Here is a 22541-nt window from a genome sequence, read left to right as displayed (position 1 = left end):
GAAGTCTTGAGTGCAACTAAGATATATGTAGCCTGGGTTGAACAGGCTACGACAATCTCATTTATTTGATATATCTGCGGAGAATTAACGCCACGTTGGCACCTCCAAAAGCAAAATGATTGGATAGTACGATATCAATTGTTTTTTTCCGGGATTCATTAGGTACATAATCCAAATCACAAGCAGGATCTGGTGTTTCTAAGTTAATTGTAGGTAATAATAGATCATGTTGTAGACTCAATGATGTGGAAATGACTTCCATTACCCCAGAGGCTCCTATGGCATGCCCAATCATCGATTTTTGTGCGGTAATTGGGATTTCATAGGCTCTTTCACCAAATATTGATTTAATCGTTTGCGTTTCAATTTTGTCATTTAATTGGGTTCCAGTTCCATGGGCTTTGAGATATTGAATATCTCGCGGTGATAATTTAGCATCATCTAGTGCCCCTTGAATCGCACGTTGCTGGCCTTCTGATGAAGGTGCGGTAATATGAAATGCATCACAGCTGGAACCAAAACCAATAATTTCCGCAAAAATCGTGGCTCCTCGTGCTCTGGCGTGATTTAATTCTTCAAGAATTAAAATCCCAGCTCCTTCTGCCATCACCATCCCCTCACGATTCAGATCAAAGGGTCGGCAGGATTTTGTTGGGGTCTCATTATTGGTAGACATGACTTTTAATTTGCACCAAGCAGACATCATTGATTCCCAAAGAGGAGCTTCGGTACCGCCACAGACTGCGGTGGAAAGTCTGCCATGAGCAATTTGCTGGTAAGCAGTTCCTATAGCATCCGCTGAGGAAACGCATGCATTCGAAATCGTGGAATTGGGTCCCCCTAGACCAAATCCAATGGCAATAAAATTAGCAATGGAGTTAGACATTCCTCGAATCACCGTCAAAGCTTGCATTTTTTTCCAATTATCATTGAAAAAAAATTTATAACTGCTTTCTGATTCCGGATATCCCCCCATCCCAGTGCCGATAAAAGTACCTGTTTTGCTGAGTTCCTGGGGAGTGAGTCCAGATTGTTCTATGGCATTATGGGTGCAATGGAGGGCAAATTGAGCGACGCGTGGATACCGCTTATTTTTATTAAGCTCAGGAAGATGATCCAGTGAAAAATCCGTAATTTCTCCTGCTATTTGGGTTGGATACAAGGAAGGATCATAGCTCTGGATGCGTTTTATTCCACATTGCCCTTGTTTAGCCGCTTCCCAGAATTTGCTTACACCTGTTCCTATGGAAGAAGTTATTTCCATGCCGGTTATAACAACCCTTTTTTTCATCAATGATCCCTTTTATTTTTAATATGTGAAACGTTTCATGTAAGCTGAACGAACAATTTTGCGATAAAATTGTTGTTACGGCTTTTTTAGGACAATACTAAAGGCGGGGTTTAAATTCTGTCAAGCTCTATATGAGGAGGTGTTATAGATTAAAATTAAAGTATGATTACTCGCATTGTCATTTCCGCAAAGGGGTGAATCCCATTCCTTAGTAGTATTGTACAATCTTTGAACTTAATGATTGACTCAGGACATTGAATATAATCTGTTTCTTTAGATAGGAACCTGTTTTGTAAGCTAAGTTATCCAAGTTTTTGTTTTGGTTTAATTCGTTTTTGCAAATCGTAGAGGTTAATTTCCCAGTAATCACATGAGTTTTGAGTTAGGAAACCAAGACGGGTATATAGATTAAGCGCTTTTTGATTGTGCGTTTCGACATCCAGATTGAGATCAGGTTTTCCTTCACTTAGAGCATAATTGATGCAGTGAGAAATCAAGGCTGTCCCTAATCCTTTCCCTTGTCGAATGGGTAAAACGGCGATATCAGAAAGGGTTGCGCCATGGTTTTCCCAGCGTATGTGTGCTTTTCCTACAAGATGATTGTCTTCAAAGGCCAAAATTATTTGATAAGTTCTGTCCCCTAGGATGTGTTCAAAACGAGGAACTAACTCTGCCTGGGTTTTGAAGAAACACGCTTCATCTAAGACGCAAAGCAATGGAATATCTTTCTCTGTAGCAGTGCGGTATGTTAGATTTTTTTTGTAATCCAGCAATGGATTTAAATCACGCCGCTCCATATAGTATTCACTATGCAAATATGAAAAACCAAGCTCAGATAACCACGAACTATTGATATGTGCAGGACTAGAAAAAATCAATTTTTGAAAACCTTGTTCTTGCACTAGCGGCAATATATTGTGAAGCAATTTTTTGGCAATGCCTTTCCGACGATACTTCGGGTGAACCATTAGAGAAACTTCAACTGCATCTTCGTAAAAGAAAAAAACACTTAGAAAGCCAATCAATTTTTTTCTGTCATACTTCAGGACGAGTGTAGGCAAATTTCTTTTTTGCATGAGCAAATGAGTGTACAAATTAGGCGCACTACCGTCATTTTTTTTGCAAACGGTTTTTAAGTATTCTAGATCTTTGAGCTGATCTTTATTAAGTTGATTTGTTTTACTAAGCATAATTAATAATAAATTATTATTCGTTTTTGTAAAGAATAGCTTGTTTTGGGTTAATTTGCTCTAATTAAAGGCTAATTTATTAAAAATGTAGGTTTAAAACGGCAACGATAATTTCCAAAATAATTAAAACGATAATAATAATCTCCAAATTATGGCCATGTCGATTGTCGAGATAACCATTAAACATATCAAAAATTTCATTGAGTGTATCGAGTCGATGATTAATTGCATTGACACGTCTTTGAATGTGTAGGTAACGTTCCAACATAGTGAAGTGTTCTTCTAAAGTTGGATGTTGCCAAAAGTATTTGGGATGATAAAGGAAATTACTAATTAGATTCATTTCACTTTTAGCACCCAGGATCTCTCCAATTATTTGTTGTATTTGAGTACGGCTAATTTCCATTTCACCAGTATGCGAAAGGCTTTGTATCATAGGGTTGTATTTTTCAATTAGCGCATCAATAATTGTTTCAAAATATTGTAATTTTACTGATTGAGAAAACCCATAAGAGAGACTGAGTTTGAGCTCATCGCTTTCATCCTCTATAGTCAAGCAATCCACATCAAAAAAATCATGTGGCTCTATCGTAGTTTTATCACGGAATTGATAATGAAATTCATCATGTACCAAAAGAGTGACCGGTTTATCAACCAATAGCTTAATGGTACTTAGATAATCATTAATTTGATAACGTTTGATTCCCCAGGAAACCACCGTGCCATTTTTAAAAATGAATATAGTGTGGTCTTTATTGTGATTTGCACTTAACTTTAGGACATCTCGAGTTTTCAATGAGGTAAAGTCAGTCGAAGCATTTTTAAAATGATTGTCAACACGTGATAAATCAATTGATTTGGCAATACAAAAACTTAAGCATTCCATGATGGTAATAACCCGCGAATAAAAGCTATATTCAATGATGAAAATAGATACATATGCTGTATCCAATAATCGACTCTAAGATCAGATACAGCATTTTACAAATATATAATAATTATCTCAACTTTAACTATTATACATCATTCTGTAGTTTCACGAGCGTGATAAGTTTTTTTTCGGTCGGTTGCCCCACATAACCATTTGGGACATACTTCTAAAATCTCAGCGATTCGGTTAAGTTGTTCGGTTGCTGGAAGTATGTGACCAAAGATTAAAGAGTTTGCTAAATGACGTGAAATTCCAAATACCTTAGCTACGGCTTTGACTTTTTCAGTTAATTCCTCTGGAAAGTCCAATGAAGCCAACTCGCGATTGAAGCGTTGCGAAAATACTTTACTGTTCATTTTCTCACTCCATGAAAAAATAATATTCAGCATCATGCTGACCCATCCTAGATACCTGTCAATCCTTGATTCAGGTAAAAGAGAGTTATAACCCATTTTTTTTTAATAGCAAAGCCTTTTTTGGCGTGAAATCAAATAGTTATTATTTACTTGTCATAATGGTAATGAGTTGACCACTGTTGCAGTCCAAACAATTGATTGAAAGCGGTGCGGTATCAATGAAGCGATAAAAATTCAAGCAGACAAATTGTGGTATAATAATTATACGATATGAATAAAAATTACATCCTAGAAGAACTTAAAATACATATCAGAAAAAATATTTTTGAGTGAGATATAAATGGGTAATAGCTATAAAAACATATATACAACATTAAGTTCTAAAGTTCCAAACCTTAATAATGAGAAAAATGTTTCTAATCCAAAAGCGCTTAAATTAAGCTATCTAGATGAAGCTTTTACTGTCTATTGCATAGAAAAATACAAAGAGAGCGCTAGGTTTCCTGAACAACCTAAAAGTCTAAAGGCGTATCAAATATTTACTAAGAACAACCCTGATTTTGTTAATTACAATAGGGCTGCCCTTCTTTTATACCAAGAAAAATTAGATGCCCTCGTAGTCGAATCCAGAAAGGATGCCGCTTTAGTAGAAGCATGTAAGTTGGCATTAACCAGTTTAATTTCAAAAAAAATTATAAAAATTAATCCAGAAGAAATAAATAAAGTAATTTCCTCCATAGTAGAAAAAGCAAAAAAAACTCCTGAAGGAAACTATTCCAATACTAAAGATTGGCATACTTGCTTAGCCACTTTTGTTATTGCTAAAAGAAAGTCAAAAGAAGCTAAGGCGAATGAAGAAATAAATAAAACAATGCACAAAGCTTTTAGCGCATTAGAGCCCTATGCTAGCTATAGTACAGAAAACATAATATATGATTTTGCCAAAGTAATAGAATATGCGTGTAAGCGATATGAAGATTTAAATCCTAACCCTAATGAGAACAGGGCACGCGATCTTCGAGCAATCAGAGGGATATTAGCTAAATATCAAAAGAATCAAGCAATACCACCACATCATATTGATAATGCGGTTAAAGAGATTGCCAGCCATTTCTTATCATCAAGTTTTAAGAGAGGTTTTTCAAGTCGATTTGAGAATTATATAGAGCAGGCTATTATTGATTTCTCTGCAAAGCATCCCGAAAAATTTAATAAATATAACCCTGAGAAAGATAAAAGAACGTTACAAATAAAAACGTGGTCTGATTCTACGAAAAATGAACCTAGCAAGAAATTGGTTTTAGCTGTCCATGGATTACAAGACAGCGTAAATACTTTTAATGTGGTTGCTAACCAATATGTCAGAAAAGGGTACACAGTCAAAAGTTATGACCAGTCGGGGGCTGCTTTTGACGAAGCTCGTGGGAAAGAGGATTTAAATATAAAACAAATGCAATTAGATTTTTATAGTATGTTAGAAAAGGCCTATTTAGATCCCAATGTGGATGAAATAATCTTATTAGGCCACAGTTTAGGAGGTGCTGTTATTGCTAATGCATTAAAAATGATCCATGAACTTAATGATAATCCACCTGCAAATATGCCTAAAGATAAGATAAAGAAAATTCAGTTAATAGCCCCAGCAGCTATGAAAAATCCACTGTTGCAAATTATCGGTAATCTACCAACGATTAGATCGAATCCGAGCGATAAAGATGAACATGCTCATCTTATAGGGCAAAGAGGGATAAGGCGAGAAGGTGGTGCTTCTGCGCTTTCGTCGTTTTCTGATTTTATCTCTTTTGTAGCGAGCGCTTTTAAAAATTTAACACGATATTTAACGGAAGAGCATGTCCAAAAACCAATTCCCATAGAAATCCATTACTCCGAGACAGATGGGTTGGTAAACAAATCTAATTTTGAAGAAATTGAACGAAAATCGCCTCATCCCACGCATAAGATTTTAAAAAACCCCACTGGAAAACATCATCTTCATGCGGCACCCGATTCAACTATAGTTGACAGTCTTGAAAGTGAGGACGATCTGAAAACAGGCCTCTAATAATTTTATGAGATACCAAAAATAAGTAATTGCTCTTCATCCTCAAAATTATCTTTAACTTTAATAAAGGGGATTCTAAAATCGGATAGGGTATTTTGGGGAGTTAATGAAGCCTCTTGGAAAAAGCTATTTGTTTTTTTGCATTCGGCAGCAAGAGAAAATCCCAATACATCAAAAATACTAAAAATTAGGGAAAGGAAACTGTAAAAAGCAAATTTAACTCGAACATCACTAGTAATGGCGGCTCGATGCTCCGCACAAGTAAAATTGAGTCGTTCTTCAAGGACCGAATGCTCGTGTAATTGCTTCTCCGGCGTTAATTTAAAATACTGCTTAACTAATGCGGTGAGTTGAGTTAGGGCAGCTTCTAATTCTTCAACATAAGGATTGTTAGTAACTTTTAATTGTTGGATTGTTTTCTTTATTGTTGCTAATTTTTTCCGAGCGAATTGTTTCGGATCAATTACACGCTCTCTCAAATACCAGTTATAAGTGATGGTGAGGACATGAAATGCATATGCTTTATGCTTCTGATCCAACATCCCTAATTCACGAGAAAACGAATCCAATACTTCTGCAAGGTAAGGATGTACTTTGATTCCCCGAACTGCCGCTTTAACCATGTTATCGATAGATGTCATATATTTATCGGGTTCCATGCTATTATTCAATTTCGCAGCATAGTCATATATAGCGAAAGCCGATTCGGTTAGATTTTTTTTATTCTTCTCATCATATGGATTTTTCAAATAATGTATTAATGCAGTTCTGAAATTTTGGATTAATTTTTTAGACATTCATTAAAAGCACATCTAGTTTTAATTTGGGCATTGTAACAAAATAATTTTTATTCGGTTAATAAAAAAGACAAAGAGAGCAAAAAATATGTCATCTTCCCGAAAAAGACTTTGCATTTAATGTATTGATAGCTCACCAATTCCAGACTCATTTACATAGGCTGTTTTCGAGCAAAATGCGAATTAATTTATAAATTTTTACACTATTCGTATGAAATAGGGTATAATGACGGACTGAAATTAATCAGAGTTGGTGTTTTATTTTTAGACAATAGCTCTTGTTTTCCTGTTCTTTGTATTGGTTTAAAGGAGAATAAAATCATTACAGAGAATATTTATTTCAAAATTAGGAGTTAAAACAGAATGATGAAAGTAGCCTCGGTAATATTGGGTTTGGTTTTAACTGGTTATGCTTTTGCAGACAATCCTAAAGAAATAGCAACTCATAAAGTAACTCTCGCGGGTTTGCAACCTGGAGAAGGTCGTTTTATTCGTAGTGATGTATTCGAAAATAACACATTTCAATCCGGTTCTTATTTTTGTGCTGGCGCTGATAGCGTTTTGTACGATATGCAGTACGTGTTTTCAAAAAGTCATGAACCATTTCATGCAGAGCATTTAATTAAATTTTCAATATGCCAAGACGAAACTATGGCCGAATGCCAAGAGTTTGCTACAGATAAGTATCTTACTTTTAGAAATCTAGATGGTTATTTGCAAAATAATATCACCAAATCAACTGTGGATGTTTCTCCCTTAAAAGTTGTTTATCAGTCTTGCGAACCTAGTCCGGACATGGATGAATTGGTTAAAAAGTCAATTTATGAAAACGATCGCCGTTTTTCCCATGTAGGATAATGATCCTTTTTTTGTTTGCAGTGTAACTCGAGAATTTTGAATGGATTACGATTCTCGGGTTTGCACCCATCAGGCTTTTGTTTGGCGCCAATTGAAATCAATCTGTTTTGTTAAAATTTTGCAAAACTCATCTATTTTTTGTCTTAAATGATGTGGCGGTGATTAAATAATCCCCCTTTTAAGTAAGTATCCATATTAATTTGGAGGTACAGTGAATGAAAAAAATGAATGTATTAGGAAGTTGTTTATTACTAATGCTTGCATGGAATGCGCACTCCTACCAGACTCGGGAAAGTAAAATTTACACTGATAAAGGTCAGCTGGTTCATATTGACGGACTCTCATGGTCTGGATTCCAAGACACCAATGTGGTTCAAGGCTTACAGAGCAATCCTTTTTATGCAATTCCCTCATTAAGTTCTAGCCCAAGAGCTTATGGAATGATGAATTTAATTAGCAAGCCATGGGAGTTCCCGAGTTCAGGCGTAGATAAAAACTCAGGGGTTAGTTTTAAAACCTTAAGATTACCGATACAACCAGAGGTTCTGTATGATGATCAACATGAGGTTGATTTGAATAAGTGGCTCTCAGATAAAGCGGTTCCCAGCGCGGGTAATGGCTTATTTTGTAAAACATGGCAAAGTAATGGAAGTGCTTGTGAAAAAGCAGTAAGTCCAAAACAAGCGTTCTGGACGGTTTTACAGGAGTTAAAAAAGAAAAACATCCGAGTAATGATTGACATCCATCACCGTCATGGTTATGGCGATTCAATGCGAGATGGTACTGTATATGATATGAAACGTTACGAACAAGATATTTCTCTTTTAGCTACAGAAATTAAAAAGCGTAACTTAGACAATGTGTTAGGCATTGATATTTTTAATGAACCTTATCGTTTAAATTGGTTTAAAATGCATGACTCTCAAGTACCCTGGACAAAAGTCATAGCAACAGCTGCGAATGCAATTCAGAAAAACAATCCTAGTCTGTTGCTCTTTGTAGAAGGGCCTGATTCAGGAAATGATGATTCAAACAATCCTGTAATTTGTGTCCCCAAATCGAAGATCGTAAATGATAATGGATACAGTCACTCACCTGATCCAGCTTTATGTGGCACTTTAGAGCGGATGTTTTTTAAAGGGAATTGGGGGGAAGATTTCAAGCCGTTACTCAATGAAAAACAAGCTAAAACTGGAGTTCCCGTATTTGATAAGGATAAATTTAAAAAAGAATTAGTGAGTCAAGGAATAAACCAGACTGCATTGCAGTGGTTGTTGGGCGATTCACAAGCGCAAAACAGCCATATCGTTTTCTCACCCCATGTATATCCTGCTGAGGTCGCTGGCTGGGAAACTGCGCCAGGAACTCCAAGTCAATTACGATTCGACTGGTCGTGGGGATTTTTATATAAGGCAGGTTATCCAGTTGTTCTGGGTGAGGCATCCTGGAAAACTGCAAAGGGCAAGGCCTTTTTTACAAATGCACTCATGCCTTATTTGCAAGCGAATATGGAAACCAACAATATATTCTTCTGGGCGATCGGGTATCTTGGGGATACAGTAAGTGCGATTGATCCTAATTCTGGTGAGCTCAATTTGGACGTACAGCAAACATTAAAAAATTACTTTGATGATGTTTAAAATGTAACCAGACTGAAGTGTGAGCGTAACCCGGGTTTCATCCCAAAATGTTCCCAGGTTACGCTGCGTTTCATCCCGCTAGAATCTATTCTCTATCAATCTTACTCGCTTCCCACACAATGATGGCAGGTAAATAAATTTTGAGGATCGTATTTGTGTTTTATTTGCAGGAGTTTCGGATAATTGGATCCCCATAAAGCCGATTGCCAATTTTTAATAAAATAATCTGCTTCATTTGGATAAGTACTCAAGTTGGGACTTAAGGTTTGTAGTCGTTCCATAGCCTTATGGGCTTGCTTTATCGCTGCGTTAGCTTTATTTAAATCCGGTTCATGTCCAGCAACATTGGCATAGGTATATTGTTGACCCCCTGAAATAATGACTAAAGCCGCTGCATTAAGTACTTCAGGATGCATGGACGTATTTTTTTGACGTGCAAGAGCATCTTTTGGGGCACCCGACAATCCTTTATTGAAATGAAGTGTAAGTTCAACAAAACGCGATGCGTCGAAAAGTGTTTTGGTCAATGATGTTGCGTTTTCCTCCGTAAATAATGTGAACGGAAGATACATGGATAAATAATAATTAATATACATAGATACTTCAGATTGATTTGATGCCCACCAATATTCATCTGGGGGCGCATTTTTTCCTTTGTTAACCACAATAGCTTCTGGTGCATTAGCAAGCAAATAATCAAAATCCCAGTAGTGCCTAGGAGGACGAGTTGCACTCTGAAGGCTAAATTGGTACTGCTCGGGTTTTTTTGCTAACCAATTAAGAAATGGTTGCCAAAGTTTGTCTACTTCGGTTTTACTTAAGCCCGAAAAAACGAGCGAGAAATTCATTTTATTATCCGGGGTTAGAGCAACTTGTTCCCCCCAGTGGTCATTATGGAGTTTGAGACGATAAAACTCGATAAAATGATGAATAAGTTGGAAGTATGCTGCATCCGATTTCGCAGTGATCGTACCTTTAACTTTTCCGAATAGATTGGGAAGGTCATGGGTTTGCAATGTAATTTTACTGACAATGCCATAGGTACCTCCACCTCCACCTTTTAATGCCCAAAATAAATCTTGATTCTGGCAGGCATTAGCAGTGCGAATGACTCCATCTGCAGTAATAATTTCGGCTTCTAAAACACCAGCGGCACCGGTGCCAAATTTTTTGGAAAAACTACCAAATCCCCCTCCTTGGATAAATCCGCCCGCAGCACCGACTGTGGCACAACCTCCCCCTTGAACGTAGCGGCCGTTGTGGGTAGTGACTTCTTTATAGACCTCTATCCATCGTGTGCCTGCGGCAACCGTGACTGCAGTCGTGGGAGTCTGGGTTGCAGGGCACCCCTGTGGAATGAAATGATCTTGAATAGTGACCTCACGAAGGGGATGGGTCCAGATTAAAAGTGAGTTCGGTGCGTTGGAGCGACCAAGATAATCATGACCAGTGCCTTTCACCACAAGTTTAATTCGATGCGTGCGTGCAAAATTAATTGCAGCAGCTATTTCTTGGGCGCTTTCCACTGCTACCACATAAGAACTCACTGCGGTTTGCCAGCCACCGACCCACCCATTGGATTGGGTTGCCCCAGCTTGTGACTCAATAAAATAAGGATTTTTTAACTCATGCAGAACCTTTTGGCATGAAGGGCTCTTAGAATTCTTAAAACAAGGAGATAAAGGGGATTGTCCGCGTAGTAAATGCCCATTTACTTGTTTATTAAACTCGTCCCATTGTGCTTGAGTGGGCCAACAGGGCTGATTTGGGGAACAATATTGAGAAGCCCCATTGCAAATGGAACTTATAAATAGAGAACATCCTATCATCCATAATTTCATGAAAAATCTTCCAACATCACTGAGGTTTTACATTCCAAGCAAGACAATCCCATGTCCCAGATGGCTCTTTATGCTCAAAGACACACAATCCTCCGGTTGCGACTTTGATTCCATATTGCGCACTGAATGCTGCAAAATCACCCGTTAAATAAGGCGCAAAACGAGCAATTCCATTGCTGGTAACTACCAGACATGTTTTCCCGGGGTATTCTTTACGAATACGCATAGAAAAATCAACCCAATTCTGAATCAGTAAAGAGGGATCGACATTCCAACCTTCAGGCACTATAGCTTGTGTTTCCCATGCATAAATTGCTTCCTTTCCAAGGCGTGCAACAACCTTTTCTTCGGGCAGATTTTCATCAGGCCCGTAATCGATTTCATTGAAAATGGCCAGCGTTTCAATCGACAAATGGGTCCCCATAGCCTTTTGGGCTTGTTCTGCAGTCTGTATGGCTCGTTTAAGCTTCGAAGTAAAAATTACATCTGGAATAAGACCATTGGTTTTCAGATAGTTGCCCAGTTTGCTTCCCTGAGTGAAGCCACTATTTACCAGCGGTAAATCAGTAATGCCTACTCTTCGAACCAGTTCGCCAGGCGCAAAAGTATTTCCATGACGAGCAACCAGTAATCGAGTCCTCATAGTTACATACTCTCTAATAGTTCACCGTGTTGGGCAATCAATGCTTCAGCACGAGCAATATCCTCTGGGCTATCAATGCCTGACATACTGGCACGACCTCTATAGTCAACGGGAATGCAACGAACTGTATAGCCATTTTCCAAGATACGTAATTGCTCTAAACCTTCCATTTTTTCAAATTTACTTTCTGGCAAGTTAATATAGCGTTCGAGCATATCTCGCGAATAACCATATAAGCCAATGTGACGAAAAATCGGACTTTTATCACTGTTTTGACGTAATTCTTTTTCTTTGCGGATGGCAGGAATAATATTTTTGCTAAACCAAAAAGCGTGGCCTGTTTGTTCATCGAATACGGCGGTAGTACCACTAAAGGGAGTGGCTAACTTATTTTGGCGCAAATTGTCCAGCTGATCCCAGGTTAATTGAGTTACGGGGGTAATCACGTCACAAGGAGAAGTAGTGAACGCATCGATTAATGCACGTAAAAAATCTGGCGGTGTTAAAGGAGCATCGCCCTGCATATTTAAAATGAAATCGGGTTGACTTTCCATAGAGCGTATTGCTTCGGCGACACGATCCGTTCCACTTGGCGCCTCTGGTGGAGTCATTATTGATGCAACACCTAATTCCTTACAATGATGGACAATTCGCTCATCGTCTGTTGCAACAACTACCGACACATTTTCTAATCCTTCCGCAGCAGCACGTGATAAGCGGACTACACGTTGCAACATCGTTTGCCCTTGAATCATTGCCAGAGGTTTTCCTGGTAAACGAGTAGAAGCATAGCGGGCCGGAATTACAATGGCAGTGTGCATGGCAAAAATTATTCCAATGAAAAGGGCAATAATAGCCTAAATATTTGAGGCTTACTATAGTAGAATAAGGTCACAATAATTCGGAAAAAAACATCCGCTGAGTCCTGTGAACAAATACTATTTCTTAATCATATCCGGAGTCTACGTACGCGGCTTTTCCGTGAGGCTACGGGTGGTTGGCAGGATCTTTCGGATCCTGAGAATAGTTTTTCAGCAAAGCATAGAAGATTCAGGGAAAGCCTTTGAATAAGAGGATGGATTTTACCGGCTTATTGATTCAACGTTTCTCACACCCGATTTTAGATAAGGACATTGGTATGAAAAAATTAAATCTCTTCACAGCAGGGTTAACGCTGCTTGGCGCAACAAGTGCTATTGCAGACAATCATTCTTTAGCGAAATTAACGGATTTGGCAGGTGCATCTGGTTTTGAAAAGTCTGTTCGGGATGCGGTAAAGCAACAATGGCAGCAATCCATGAACAGTATTACAGTAGACGGAATGGGTAATCTAATTGGCCAATACAAAGGAAATCAGAAAGGTCCTAATGTCTTGTTAATGGCACATATGGATGAAGTAGGATATATGATTGAATCAATTACTCCAGATGGCTTTATCAAAGTTATTCCTTTAGGCGGTATTCCAACTTCCGTAATTTTTGCACAGCGTTGGATGATATCCACGCCTAATGGGCCTATTTTAGCTTATTCAGGGATGGACTCGACCCATCTTATTGATGAAGCCAAGAAAAATCAGTTGCCCTCGGGGAATGCTATTTTTCTTGATATCGGGGCAGAAACAAAAGAGCAGGCTGAAAGCAAATTCAATGTGCGTCCAGGATTGCAAGTGACTCCTGCAAGCCAATTTAGTTCTTTGAGTGAAAACCGCTTTTTAGCAAAGGCTCTTGACGATCGCTTGGGGCTGGCGCTTATTGGCGATGTTCTAGACTCTATAAAAAACCAGGATAAAGCTAATCAACTCTATGCAGCAGCAACCGTACAGGAAGAGGTGGGGCTACGTGGGGCAAGTACTGTATATCAAAGTACTCATCCCGATATTACCATTAATGTTGAGGTAGGTATTGCCGATGATTATCCTGCTTTAATTGCAAAACGCAAAGGCCGAATAGCCTTGGGTAAAGGTCCTACTTTATTTGTCTATGATCGCTCCATGATTCCTCATCAAGAACTACTTAACTGGATTTTAGATTTAGCAAAAAAAAATAATATTCAAGTGCAACTTGAGTCAGAAATGGGTTATGGTCAAGATGGCTCAAAAGTTCAAGGTTCAGGTTCAGGGGTTCCTAGTATCAATATCGGAGTTCCTATTCGCTATGCACATCAACAAGCTGGAATGTTTGATAAACGTGATTATGAGCAAGCAGTTAAATTAGTCAGTCTAATTGTGACCCATCTCAACCAACAAGTAGTGGATCAAATTAAAGCCGGTTAAGAAGGGTCATCACTCGTTTAACCTGGATAAAATGACTCATTACATTTTTTCTTTGCATTTCTGCAAATAATATTGTGCTGGTGAGTCATTTGGATTTTTTAGTACGATTTGCTCAAAGCAATTTGCCGCATCCGCAAATTTTTTTGCTTCATAATGCGTTACAGCGTCCTTAAAAAGAGTAGCTGAATCCTTTTTTAACTGCATTTCAGTGGGGGAGTTATGATTAAAAACTTCATAAATTTCTATAGATAAGCTTTTGCCTTTCACTTGGGTTAAACCTAAACTACGTAAATTGTATTTTTCTTTTTGTTTTAATTCTTCATAGGTTTGTTCACCAATGAGAAGTTCAATATTGAAACTTCTAGTTAATGATTCAAGTCGAGAAGCTATATTGACTGCATCACTAATGACACTGCAATCCATCCGTTTTTCAAAACCAACAGTGCCTACAATCAAATTACCGGTATTTATCCCAATTCCTACATTAATCGGTTTTAGGTTATCGTGAACTCGGGTGGCATTAAAACGATCTAAAGCTTCTAACATATCCAATGCCGCGGTCACAGCGTCATCGGCACTATTAAATAATGCCATAATGGCATCACCAATATATTTATCAATAAGGCCAGAATTTTTTAAAATAGCAGGATCTAAATAACTCATTAGTTCATTAAAAACCGTGAAAATTTCAACAGGCGCTAAACGTTCAGCGAGTGTAGTAAACGATTTTATATCCAAAAAAAGAACGGTCATGACTTTTTCAACACAATCGCCGAGCTTGATATCTGCAATATTTTTACGATTTAGAACTTTCAAAAAATCTTGAGGAACAAAGCGTGCTACTGCAATCGCATTTTGCTGGATTTCAACTAACTTATTTATCAGTTCTTCATTCAAGGCTTTGACTCTTTGTTCAGCAATTTGTAGTTCTTGAAAATACGAATTAGTCCGTACCATATAACGGACACGATATCCTAATAGCGTTGGATTAATTGGTTTGGTGGTGAAATCAGTAGCTCCAGCCTTAAAGGCTTTATTAATGGATTCATAGTCTTCTAATCCAGTGACCATCATAATAGGAAGGAAAAGACAATCGGGTAATTTTCGAATCGCTGCACAGACTTCAAAACCATTCAGACCAGGCATTTCTACATCCAGCAAAATAGCATCAGGCTTCGAGGTTTTAAGTAAGGATAATGCGGCCTCACCATTCTCAGCTTGAATTACTTCAAAACCTACTTTAAGTAATGCATTGCAGGTAATTAAGCGCATGGTGGCACTGTCATCCACCACCAAGACTACGGGATTTTCTTTTTCCATAAAAGAGCTACTCATGTTTTGATGGACAAATTTTGGTTAAATAACTTGCAATCTGCTCTAAGCCAAGGACCTGATCTACAGCATTCAAGGACTGAGCCACAGCTCCCATACCAAAAACAATGGAACTCTCCTGGTTTTGAATCAATGTATGTCCATGAGCTTTTTTTAATGCCAATAAACCTTCTGCACCATCATCACTCATTCCAGTTAATAGAATTCCAATCGCCTTATCTCCAGAAACTTTAGCAATAGAGTTCAGCAATCGTGTAATCGAAGGGCAAAAACCAGAAACAGGAGGCCCATCAACTAGTTTACATATTAATTGTTCATGAACACGTTCAATTTCCATATGCTTGTGTTCGGGGGCCACATATACTGTTGCTTTTTGTAATGGTTCATAATCGACCGCATTTTTTACTTGAAGCGGTGAATTTTCTGCAAGCCATTGTGCAAATCCTCGAAGAAAGCCTGGACTCATATGTTGAACAATCATTATAGGTATTGGGAAACTAGAATCTAATTTCGAGAGAATGGCCTTTAATGCCATAGGACCGCCCACTGAAGCGCCTATTCCTAAAATTTCATAATTTATGTTGTTCGTGTCTTCTGGGTTATGCTTTTTGCTTTCATCAAGAGGTGAATATTTTTTTAGCGGTTTTTTGATCACCCGAATATCAGAGAGGCTTCTTAGGGTATCAACAATGTGTTGACTGCTTTCTTCAAAAGAAGGAGAAAATACATTAACGGGTTTGGCTAATGCAGTTAACGCACCTGCTTCAAGGATATGGAACGTGGCAGAGAGTGACTCATCATTCACCAGGGAGCTAATCACTACTATGGGTGTCGGATTCTGGGCCATAATAATGCGAGTGGCTTCGAGCCCATCCATAATAGGCATTTGAATATCCATCGTAATAAGATCGGGCTTTAATAGGGTAGTCAGGTCAATTGCTTCTTTTCCATTTTTGGCAATCCCAATGACTTCCATATCTTTTTCAGATTCTATGATGTGTTGAATTAATGCAACTTCGGTTGGTGAGTCATCAACAATTAAAATTTTAATCATGGGTAATAGTTCACTATAGCAGCATTTTTCTAATAATCTCCGCGGAGTTTAATACGAAATTAATTTGATTGCTGCCGGTTAGAGTAGCTCCGATGACACAAGGGATATGTGTTAATGGTTCTTGCAACGGTTTAAGTACAATTTCCCTTTCACCAATAATTTCGTCGACAAGTAAGGCAATACAGTCCCCATTTTTTTTGATTACCACCACGGAGATATGTTCTTTTTTATTCTGTTTGTTTTCACCAAGTTGCAGTACCTTAGACAATGAGCATAACAAAACTGGTTGTTCGTTGACAAGAACACTTGGACTTCCTTCCACAATCATAATGTCATGTTCTTTTAATAACATAATTGTTTCTACAGAATTGGTAAGGATTACAAATATTTGCTCATTACAGGCAACCGTTAATCCACGTTCCGTAGATAAGGTGAGGGGTACTCTCAGAAAAAAAGTGGTTCCTTCCCCGGGTTGGCTTTCGATACTGACCTGGCCCTTTAGCCTAAGCAAATTAGAACGTACGACGTCCAAACCGACGCCACGGCCTGAAATATCAGTTGCAATTTCTCGAGTGGAAAAACCCGGTCGAAAAATGAGCTCGTAAATATCTTCTTTTTTCATATTTTCAAGCTCAGATGGGGTAATTATGTTCTTTTGCAACGCGATGCGAATCACATCATCGGTTTTAATGCCGGCACCATCATCAATGATTTTGAATACAATTTGATTGTCTTCCTGGTTGACATTGATGCGAATATTTCCTTGAGGTGATTTACTGGCGGCTTTACGGACTTCGGTTTGTTCTATCCCGTGGTCGATTGCATTACGTAAAAGATGAACGATCGGATCCTTTAAGCCATCGAGGATCATTTTATCAATTTTTACATCATTAGTATTTATTTCAAGATTCACTTGTTTATTCAATTCATGGGCTAAATCACGCACGATTCGTGGTAGATAACGTAATTGAGTGGTAACCGGAATAAGTCGCAAAGTGCGAATCTCATCCTGGAGTGCATTTAATAAAATGGATAATTCGCTAACCGGGATTCGCATCTCCCTTTGCATTAAACGCGTCGAATCATGGATTTCTGATAATTCAAAAAAACTTGTAGCAAACAAAGATTCCTCTGATTCTTCTTTCTCTTGCATAAAAATGTTTAGAGTAGCCTTATTTTTTTTCCATGCTTGAACCAGATTTTCAATTTTAAAATTTATCTTCGTTAATTTGTTGTAATATTCTTCGATGGCAATTTTAATGGCTTGAATTTCTTCGGTATAAACTGAAACCCGATCTAAATTTTGTAACGAAACCCGGATTGATTCAAATTCAGTTGTTTTTACTTGTCCCTCTTGAGGCAGAGGCGCTTTTTTAACCGTCGAAAATTCTGCCCTTGCTTCTGGTAATGGCATTTCTTCACTGGATAATTCAGTATGATGTTCGAGTTGCAGTAAATGATTTTTTAAATCGAATGATAGTGGTTTTTGTTCACTGAAACATTGCATGGCTTCATTCATATAATCGATCGATTGCAGACAAAGATTAATCAGGCTCGAAGAAATTCTTATACTCTTTTTTTGGATTGCGGCAAATAAAGTTTCGATATGATGTGCAATCTCACCAACATCGAGAGCCCCTATACCCCGAGAAGAACCTTTGATGTTATGAGCAATTCGAAAAAGTTCTTCCAATAAACTCTTGGATTCCTCTGCAGATAAAGTTCCTTTTTCAAGTTGCAATAAACCATCAGTAATAGTGATTAAATTTTCCTGGAGTTCTAATTTGAATGTTTCAACCAGTTTTTTTATAAATTCATTATCCAAGGCTTTAGGCGTTGGTTTTTCAATTGAATCAGAGGTAGGTTGTCCCTCTAAACGTTGAGACTCTACAATTTTTTCCTCATCGGAGAGAGCATGCTGTAACTGATACAATAATGCATGATGCTCCTCAGAAAGCGGTTGTTTTTCTATAAAATCATGAAGAATTTCACGCATTCCATCTACAGCACGAAATCCTAAATTAATTAATTCAAGGGAAACGTTCCTTGACGGTTCAAACAATTTCTCAATGTATTCAGCCATTTTCCCCAGATCATCGACATCTAGAGAAAATGCAGAAACTTTAATGTTTCGTCCTGCGCGGGAAATTTCTTCCATCATAGGACTTAAATCACTCGATTCACTTTGTTCCATTTTTTTTAAGTGATCGGTGATAAGCGTCAGTAATGATTGAAGTTCTGCACTAAATGTCGCCAGTAATTCATCGTCTGGAGTCATATGGAGCTCCTAAACTTTATAGATACCTATATCTTCCTTTAGATGTTTGGCAATACCATCCAAATTATGGATAAATGTCATCATTTCTTTAATTCCACTCGAAAAAGTTGAAGTAGTTCGATTAATTTCATTCATACTTTCAACGATTTGTTCAATTCCAACCGCTTCTTGGCGAATGGCTACTTCAATGTGTTGGCTTGAAATGGACGCTTCATTAATCATTTTACTTAAAGCTTGGATAATATGACCTGCTTTTTCAACGAGTTTTATTCCTGAATCAAGAGTCTTGGCTCCTTCTTCGGTCACTGTAACCGCGCGTTCAGTAGTGCGTCGAATGTCCTCAAGAATTTTTTGTACCTGTACGGTGGATTGCTCTGACTGTTCGGCAAGATTTCGCACCTCTGTTGCCACTGCTGCAAATCCTTTTCCCGCTTCACCCGCCTTGGATGCTTCGATCGATGCATTCAAGGCGAGCATTTTGGATTGTTGGGCAAGCGTATTAACTACCGAGGTAATGTCCCCAATTTGTTGCGTGTGAGTACTTAAATCAAGAATGGTTTGGGCTATTATCTTCATCTTTTCTTCTGAAGCTTTAATACCCTGGATACTTTGCTCTACGGATTCACTACCCAGTTTCCCTTGTTCATAAGTATTTTTAGCCACTTCGCGGAGTGTTTGTGCTTTAGTCATGGTTTGTTTTGAGCTTTTATCTATTTCTTCCAAGGAAGCACTGATTTCATTAATAGCAGACGCTTGAGAAGTAATACTTTCTGCTTGTTCATTTGCAGAGGTAAGTACCGTACCCACCATCGTGACTATATCATTGCTGACTTTACTAATTTTTTTGGTGATGGATGCGAGTCCATCGGTCATCAAATTTAAATCTTTGCCTAAATCCTGCAATATATCCTCTTTATCTATTTCAAGACGCTCTCTAAGATCACCTGAAGCCACTTTACTGCTATGTAGTCGATATTTTTTCGATGAATTGACTAATTTTTCAAATAATTCTCGAGATTCCTCTTCTTTGCTGCGAAGGATTTCTTCATTTTTCTTAATCGCCTCTTGCATTGTTTTTAACGATAACAGCAATTTGCCTAATTTATCTGCAGTTCGTATTTTAATATCGATATCACGTTCCCCGGCGGCGATGCGTTCAGCAATATTAATTGCATTATCCACTGGCCTCGCTATGGAACGTTGGGTGACATAAGGCACTGTTAAAGTTAAAAAAGCGGCAAGAATTAATAATGCATAAGCAGATGATTTTAAGGAATTTAAGCTTTCATTTATTTCATCTGTATTTTTTTCAATTTCTTGCGATACGTATGCATACAAGCCACCAGTTCTCTTACCTGTTTCTAAAGAATAGGAACCTAATATAATATCGATCATTGCGTTTTCGACTTCTCTTGTTTTATTCCTACTATTTTCTACATTATTGGAATTATTGGGATCTCTCGGGGAATTGATAAAGGATTTTTGAATATCATAAAGAGGTATATATAATTCTTGCAATTTATCCCATTTAGTTTGTAATTTTTTATCTCCTAGGGAGTGCATTACTTGATCCCATCGGTCTCTAACTTCATTAATTTCGCTCCACAAACGGTCCAAATGTTCTTTGGAGCTAGGATCTCCCGTCATCGCCCAATGCTCGAGAAGGTCTTGTGTCTGATAAATTTGACTATCTAGAATTTCCGGTAAGTTTTCACGACGAATTTCCTGATTCAAGTAAACGACGTTATTCACTTTGGGTATCAAAAACAAAATGGATATAATTACAGGTAAACTAAGGGTCATAAAGCCAATTAACAAACGAGCGCGTACTGTAATAACAAATCGTTTATTCCCATTAGTTTCCATGGACCTCTCCTATCTTATATAAGCGCAGTTTAATTTCTTGACTCAAACTTGATATTAACGTTTCTACATTAATGATTGCCGTAGCGGCATGGTGTAATCCCAGAATATATTCTGGATGGGGCACATTCGGAGAGGATAAAGGCTCAGCTAATTCACTGGGTAGATAAAGTTCACTACCTTCGACGTGCTGAACAAGTAAGCCAAGAGTTATATTATTTATCTGAAGAACAATGATGAATTCATTCTGTTGTTCGGTACTTGGAATTGAATGATTTAGATGAAAAAATTTAAGTAGGTCTACAACTGTAATCAGCGCCCCCCGCCAGTTGATCACCCCAGTAATAAAATGAGGGACGAAAGGGGCAGGAGCGATGCATACATTCCGTAACACTTCTTGAACGTATTGATAAGGGATCCCATAATGTTCATTTTGACCTAGGCTAAAGCGTACGAAAGTAATACCCTGATTTTTGTGGGTATCGAGTTCCTGTTGGGCAAGTTGCCTTGCTCTGGCCTGCAGTATTTTAATGGCTTCTTTATTTTTGGGTATCAATTCCGAAGCATGTTTTTGTTCTTTGATCATCATTCAAAATCCTTGTTCGCTTTCATCATTATTCTCTAGGGAAAAATAGATTGCACCATCATAATGAAAAGCAAGATTTGTCCCCATTGTAACTATAGGATCTGATGCGCCCAGTAAAAGATAAGCGCTTCCAGACATGCATGCACTTATCTTTTTCATAATTTTTGTAACCAGTTCGTTATCAAAATAAATTAGCACATTGCGGCATAAGATTAAATCAACCTCGTATATTCCATTGATTATAGATGGATAGGTCTTATCACATAAGTTAAGGTATTTAAATTGCACCAAATCACGAATCTCAGGTGATAAAACATAGGAGCGCTCATTTTTTAGAAAATATCGTTGTAGGTATTTTTCTGGAATAGAGCGCATGGACCATTGTCCATATATTCCTGAAATGGCTTTTTGAAGTGCAGCCGTATTTATATCAGTTCCTATTAAATAGAGATCCCATGCATCAAGATTGGTTATGAGCTTAGCCAACAACATGGCAATGGTATATATTTCTTCACCTGTAGAACAACCGGCACTCCAAATTTTTAAAGTAGCTTCTTCTGCTTTTCGTTTTAGCAATTGTGGGAGCAGTTTATGCTCAAGTAATTGCATTTGATTTTTGTCTCTAAAGAAGTAACTTTCTCCCACTGTAATTGCTGCAACTAAATCTGCTAGTAAAGAAGAGTTACTGGCACAACTTTTCAATTGCTCTAAGTATTCTAGGGGGCGATAATTAAATTTAATGCATGCGTCAGTAATGTTTTTTGCTAATTCTTGGGCTTGATTTACCTGGATTATAAGTCCATAACGGGTATGGATTAATTCCATAAATGCGGGTTCGAGCTTTTTTATGTCATCTAATAAATTAGCGCTCATATTACTCATGATTAGTAGCCATCTGGTTGAAGTGGGTTAGTTTTAAAGCAAAAATCCAATCGATATTGATTAACAGCGAAACCCCTGTTTCCAAAGTCACGGCGCCAAGAAAAGGTGAGTTATCACTCGTAAATTCTTCATGAATTTCAATTTGCTGTTCATCAATGGAGCTCAATTCAAGCATTTTATCAACAATCAAACCCACCTGATGTGTTCCATCGGAGCATAATAAAATGGGTATATTCAAAGGATAGGTTTCATTTCGGGTTAAACCCATAGCAATAGCCAAGTCAAGAATGGGTATGCATTTATTTTTAAGATTCATTAATCCAACAAAATAGTCTGGGCTGGTGGGCACGATTTCGAGCATAGGCAAAGGAAGAATTTTTTCTATGTAGCGTAAATCCATACAGGCTTGTATGTCTCGTAAAAGAAAATGCAGAACTGTAAGGTTCTTGGGGAGCACTTTATACATTCCTTCTTTTATAATACAACGCTATTATCGTGTCTCTATAGCGTAGGTGATAATGGGGTAAAAAAAATTATTAATTCCATTTTATAGTTATAGACCTAATAGGGTTGATGCACAAGACGTACTCTATGTGTTTTAAATGTAGCCTGAAAAAGGAAGATCCATCACTCGAACGTATCGTACTTATACGTCCAAGTGAGGT

The 22541-nt window shown here is 37.9% G+C and carries 19 protein-coding genes; 4 read left to right on the top strand and 15 right to left on the bottom strand.

The features are described 5' to 3' along the window. Nucleotides 1–61 precede the first annotated feature (61 nt). The 4 genes from ACWTE2_RS24080 to ACWTE2_RS24065 all read right to left on the bottom strand — a co-directional run bounded on the left by ACWTE2_RS24080 (nucleotide 62) and on the right by ACWTE2_RS24065 (nucleotide 3768). Nucleotides 62–1291, bottom strand: coding sequence for a beta-ketoacyl-[acyl-carrier-protein] synthase family protein (locus ACWTE2_RS24080; protein ID WP_454784741.1), 1230 nt, complete (start codon nucleotides 1289–1291; stop codon nucleotides 62–64). Nucleotides 1292–1593: 302 nt separating this feature from the next. Further along, entirely contained in the window at nucleotides 1594–2481 is an 888-nt protein-coding gene (locus ACWTE2_RS24075) for a GNAT family N-acetyltransferase (protein ID WP_454784740.1), read from the bottom strand. 79 nt (nucleotides 2482–2560) lie between these two features. Then, nucleotides 2561–3367 (bottom strand): RMD1 family protein, encoded by an 807-nt coding sequence (locus ACWTE2_RS24070; RefSeq protein WP_182392015.1) that lies wholly within the window; start codon nucleotides 3365–3367, stop codon nucleotides 2561–2563. Nucleotides 3368–3504: 137 nt separating this feature from the next. After that, on the bottom strand, nucleotides 3505–3768 hold the full coding sequence (locus tag ACWTE2_RS24065; RefSeq protein ID WP_182392014.1) for a hypothetical protein: 264 nt from the start codon (nucleotides 3766–3768) through the stop codon (nucleotides 3505–3507). A gap of 340 nt (nucleotides 3769–4108) precedes the next feature. Between ACWTE2_RS24065 and ACWTE2_RS24060 the strand changes: the two genes are divergently transcribed. Then, entirely contained in the window at nucleotides 4109–5830 is a 1722-nt protein-coding gene (locus tag ACWTE2_RS24060) for an alpha/beta fold hydrolase (RefSeq protein ID WP_454784739.1), read from the top strand. A gap of 5 nt (nucleotides 5831–5835) precedes the next feature. Here ACWTE2_RS24060 and ACWTE2_RS24055 read toward each other — a convergent pair whose 3' ends face one another. Further along, nucleotides 5836–6627 (bottom strand): hypothetical protein, encoded by a 792-nt coding sequence (locus ACWTE2_RS24055; RefSeq protein ID WP_454784738.1) that lies wholly within the window; start codon nucleotides 6625–6627, stop codon nucleotides 5836–5838. Between the two features lie 363 nt (nucleotides 6628–6990). Between ACWTE2_RS24055 and ACWTE2_RS24050 the strand changes: the two genes are divergently transcribed. Together ACWTE2_RS24050 and ACWTE2_RS24045 are read left to right on the top strand one after the other, a co-directional pair. After that, a complete protein-coding gene (locus ACWTE2_RS24050) occupies nucleotides 6991–7485 on the top strand; it encodes a hypothetical protein (protein ID WP_454784737.1) in 495 nt (164 codons plus the stop codon). A gap of 215 nt (nucleotides 7486–7700) precedes the next feature. Continuing rightward, nucleotides 7701–9125 (top strand): cellulase family glycosylhydrolase, encoded by a 1425-nt coding sequence (locus tag ACWTE2_RS24045; RefSeq protein WP_454784736.1) that lies wholly within the window; start codon nucleotides 7701–7703, stop codon nucleotides 9123–9125. 101 nt (nucleotides 9126–9226) lie between these two features. Here ACWTE2_RS24045 and ACWTE2_RS24040 read toward each other — a convergent pair whose 3' ends face one another. The 3 genes from ACWTE2_RS24040 to kdsB are packed head-to-tail and all read right to left on the bottom strand — an operon-like array spanning nucleotide 9227 to nucleotide 12430. After that, nucleotides 9227–10966 (bottom strand): FAD-dependent oxidoreductase, encoded by a 1740-nt coding sequence (locus ACWTE2_RS24040; protein ID WP_454784735.1) that lies wholly within the window; start codon nucleotides 10964–10966, stop codon nucleotides 9227–9229. 16 nt (nucleotides 10967–10982) lie between these two features. Further along, the gene (locus tag ACWTE2_RS24035) at nucleotides 10983–11609 is read right to left on the bottom strand and encodes a histidine phosphatase family protein (RefSeq protein WP_454784734.1); all 627 of its coding nucleotides are present in this window, start codon (nucleotides 11607–11609) and stop codon (nucleotides 10983–10985) included. A gap of 2 nt (nucleotides 11610–11611) precedes the next feature. Continuing rightward, nucleotides 11612–12430, bottom strand: coding sequence for a 3-deoxy-manno-octulosonate cytidylyltransferase (gene kdsB, locus ACWTE2_RS24030; RefSeq protein ID WP_182392007.1), 819 nt, complete (start codon nucleotides 12428–12430; stop codon nucleotides 11612–11614). Nucleotides 12431–12747: 317 nt separating this feature from the next. Here kdsB and ACWTE2_RS24025 point away from each other — a divergent pair, with 317 nt between their 5' ends. Then, on the top strand, nucleotides 12748–13881 hold the full coding sequence (locus tag ACWTE2_RS24025; RefSeq protein ID WP_454784733.1) for a M42 family metallopeptidase: 1134 nt from the start codon (nucleotides 12748–12750) through the stop codon (nucleotides 13879–13881). A gap of 39 nt (nucleotides 13882–13920) precedes the next feature. On the opposite strand, the gene ACWTE2_RS24020 is transcribed toward ACWTE2_RS24025, so the two are convergent. Genes ACWTE2_RS24020 through ACWTE2_RS23990 form a run of 7 tightly spaced genes read right to left on the bottom strand, consistent with a single transcriptional unit; the run spans nucleotide 13921 to nucleotide 22342 of the window. Continuing rightward, nucleotides 13921–15201, bottom strand: coding sequence for a response regulator (locus tag ACWTE2_RS24020; protein WP_454784732.1), 1281 nt, complete (start codon nucleotides 15199–15201; stop codon nucleotides 13921–13923). A gap of 7 nt (nucleotides 15202–15208) precedes the next feature. Then, the gene (cheB, locus tag ACWTE2_RS24015; protein WP_454784731.1) at nucleotides 15209–16267 is read right to left on the bottom strand and encodes a chemotaxis-specific protein-glutamate methyltransferase CheB; all 1059 of its coding nucleotides are present in this window, start codon (nucleotides 16265–16267) and stop codon (nucleotides 15209–15211) included. 13 nt (nucleotides 16268–16280) lie between these two features. After that, nucleotides 16281–18545 (bottom strand): chemotaxis protein CheA, encoded by a 2265-nt coding sequence (locus ACWTE2_RS24010; protein ID WP_454784730.1) that lies wholly within the window; start codon nucleotides 18543–18545, stop codon nucleotides 16281–16283. Between the two features lie 9 nt (nucleotides 18546–18554). Then, the gene (locus ACWTE2_RS24005; protein ID WP_454784729.1) at nucleotides 18555–20411 is read right to left on the bottom strand and encodes a methyl-accepting chemotaxis protein; all 1857 of its coding nucleotides are present in this window, start codon (nucleotides 20409–20411) and stop codon (nucleotides 18555–18557) included. Then, nucleotides 20401–20997 carry a chemotaxis protein CheW gene (locus tag ACWTE2_RS24000; RefSeq protein ID WP_454784728.1) on the bottom strand — a complete coding sequence of 199 codons (597 nt, stop codon included), beginning with the start codon at nucleotides 20995–20997 and terminating at the stop codon, nucleotides 20401–20403. The genes ACWTE2_RS24005 and ACWTE2_RS24000 overlap by 11 nt, the downstream gene beginning before the upstream one ends. Further along, nucleotides 20998–21876, bottom strand: a complete 879-nt coding sequence (locus ACWTE2_RS23995; protein ID WP_454784727.1) for a CheR family methyltransferase — start codon at nucleotides 21874–21876, stop codon at nucleotides 20998–21000. After that, on the bottom strand, nucleotides 21869–22342 hold the full coding sequence (locus tag ACWTE2_RS23990; RefSeq protein WP_454784726.1) for a chemotaxis protein CheW: 474 nt from the start codon (nucleotides 22340–22342) through the stop codon (nucleotides 21869–21871). The genes ACWTE2_RS23995 and ACWTE2_RS23990 overlap by 8 nt, the downstream gene beginning before the upstream one ends. Nucleotides 22343–22541 lie beyond the last annotated feature (199 nt).

The organism is Legionella nigrisilvae (genome assembly GCF_977063395.2).
This window is presented reverse-complemented; position numbering and strand designations above follow the sequence as displayed.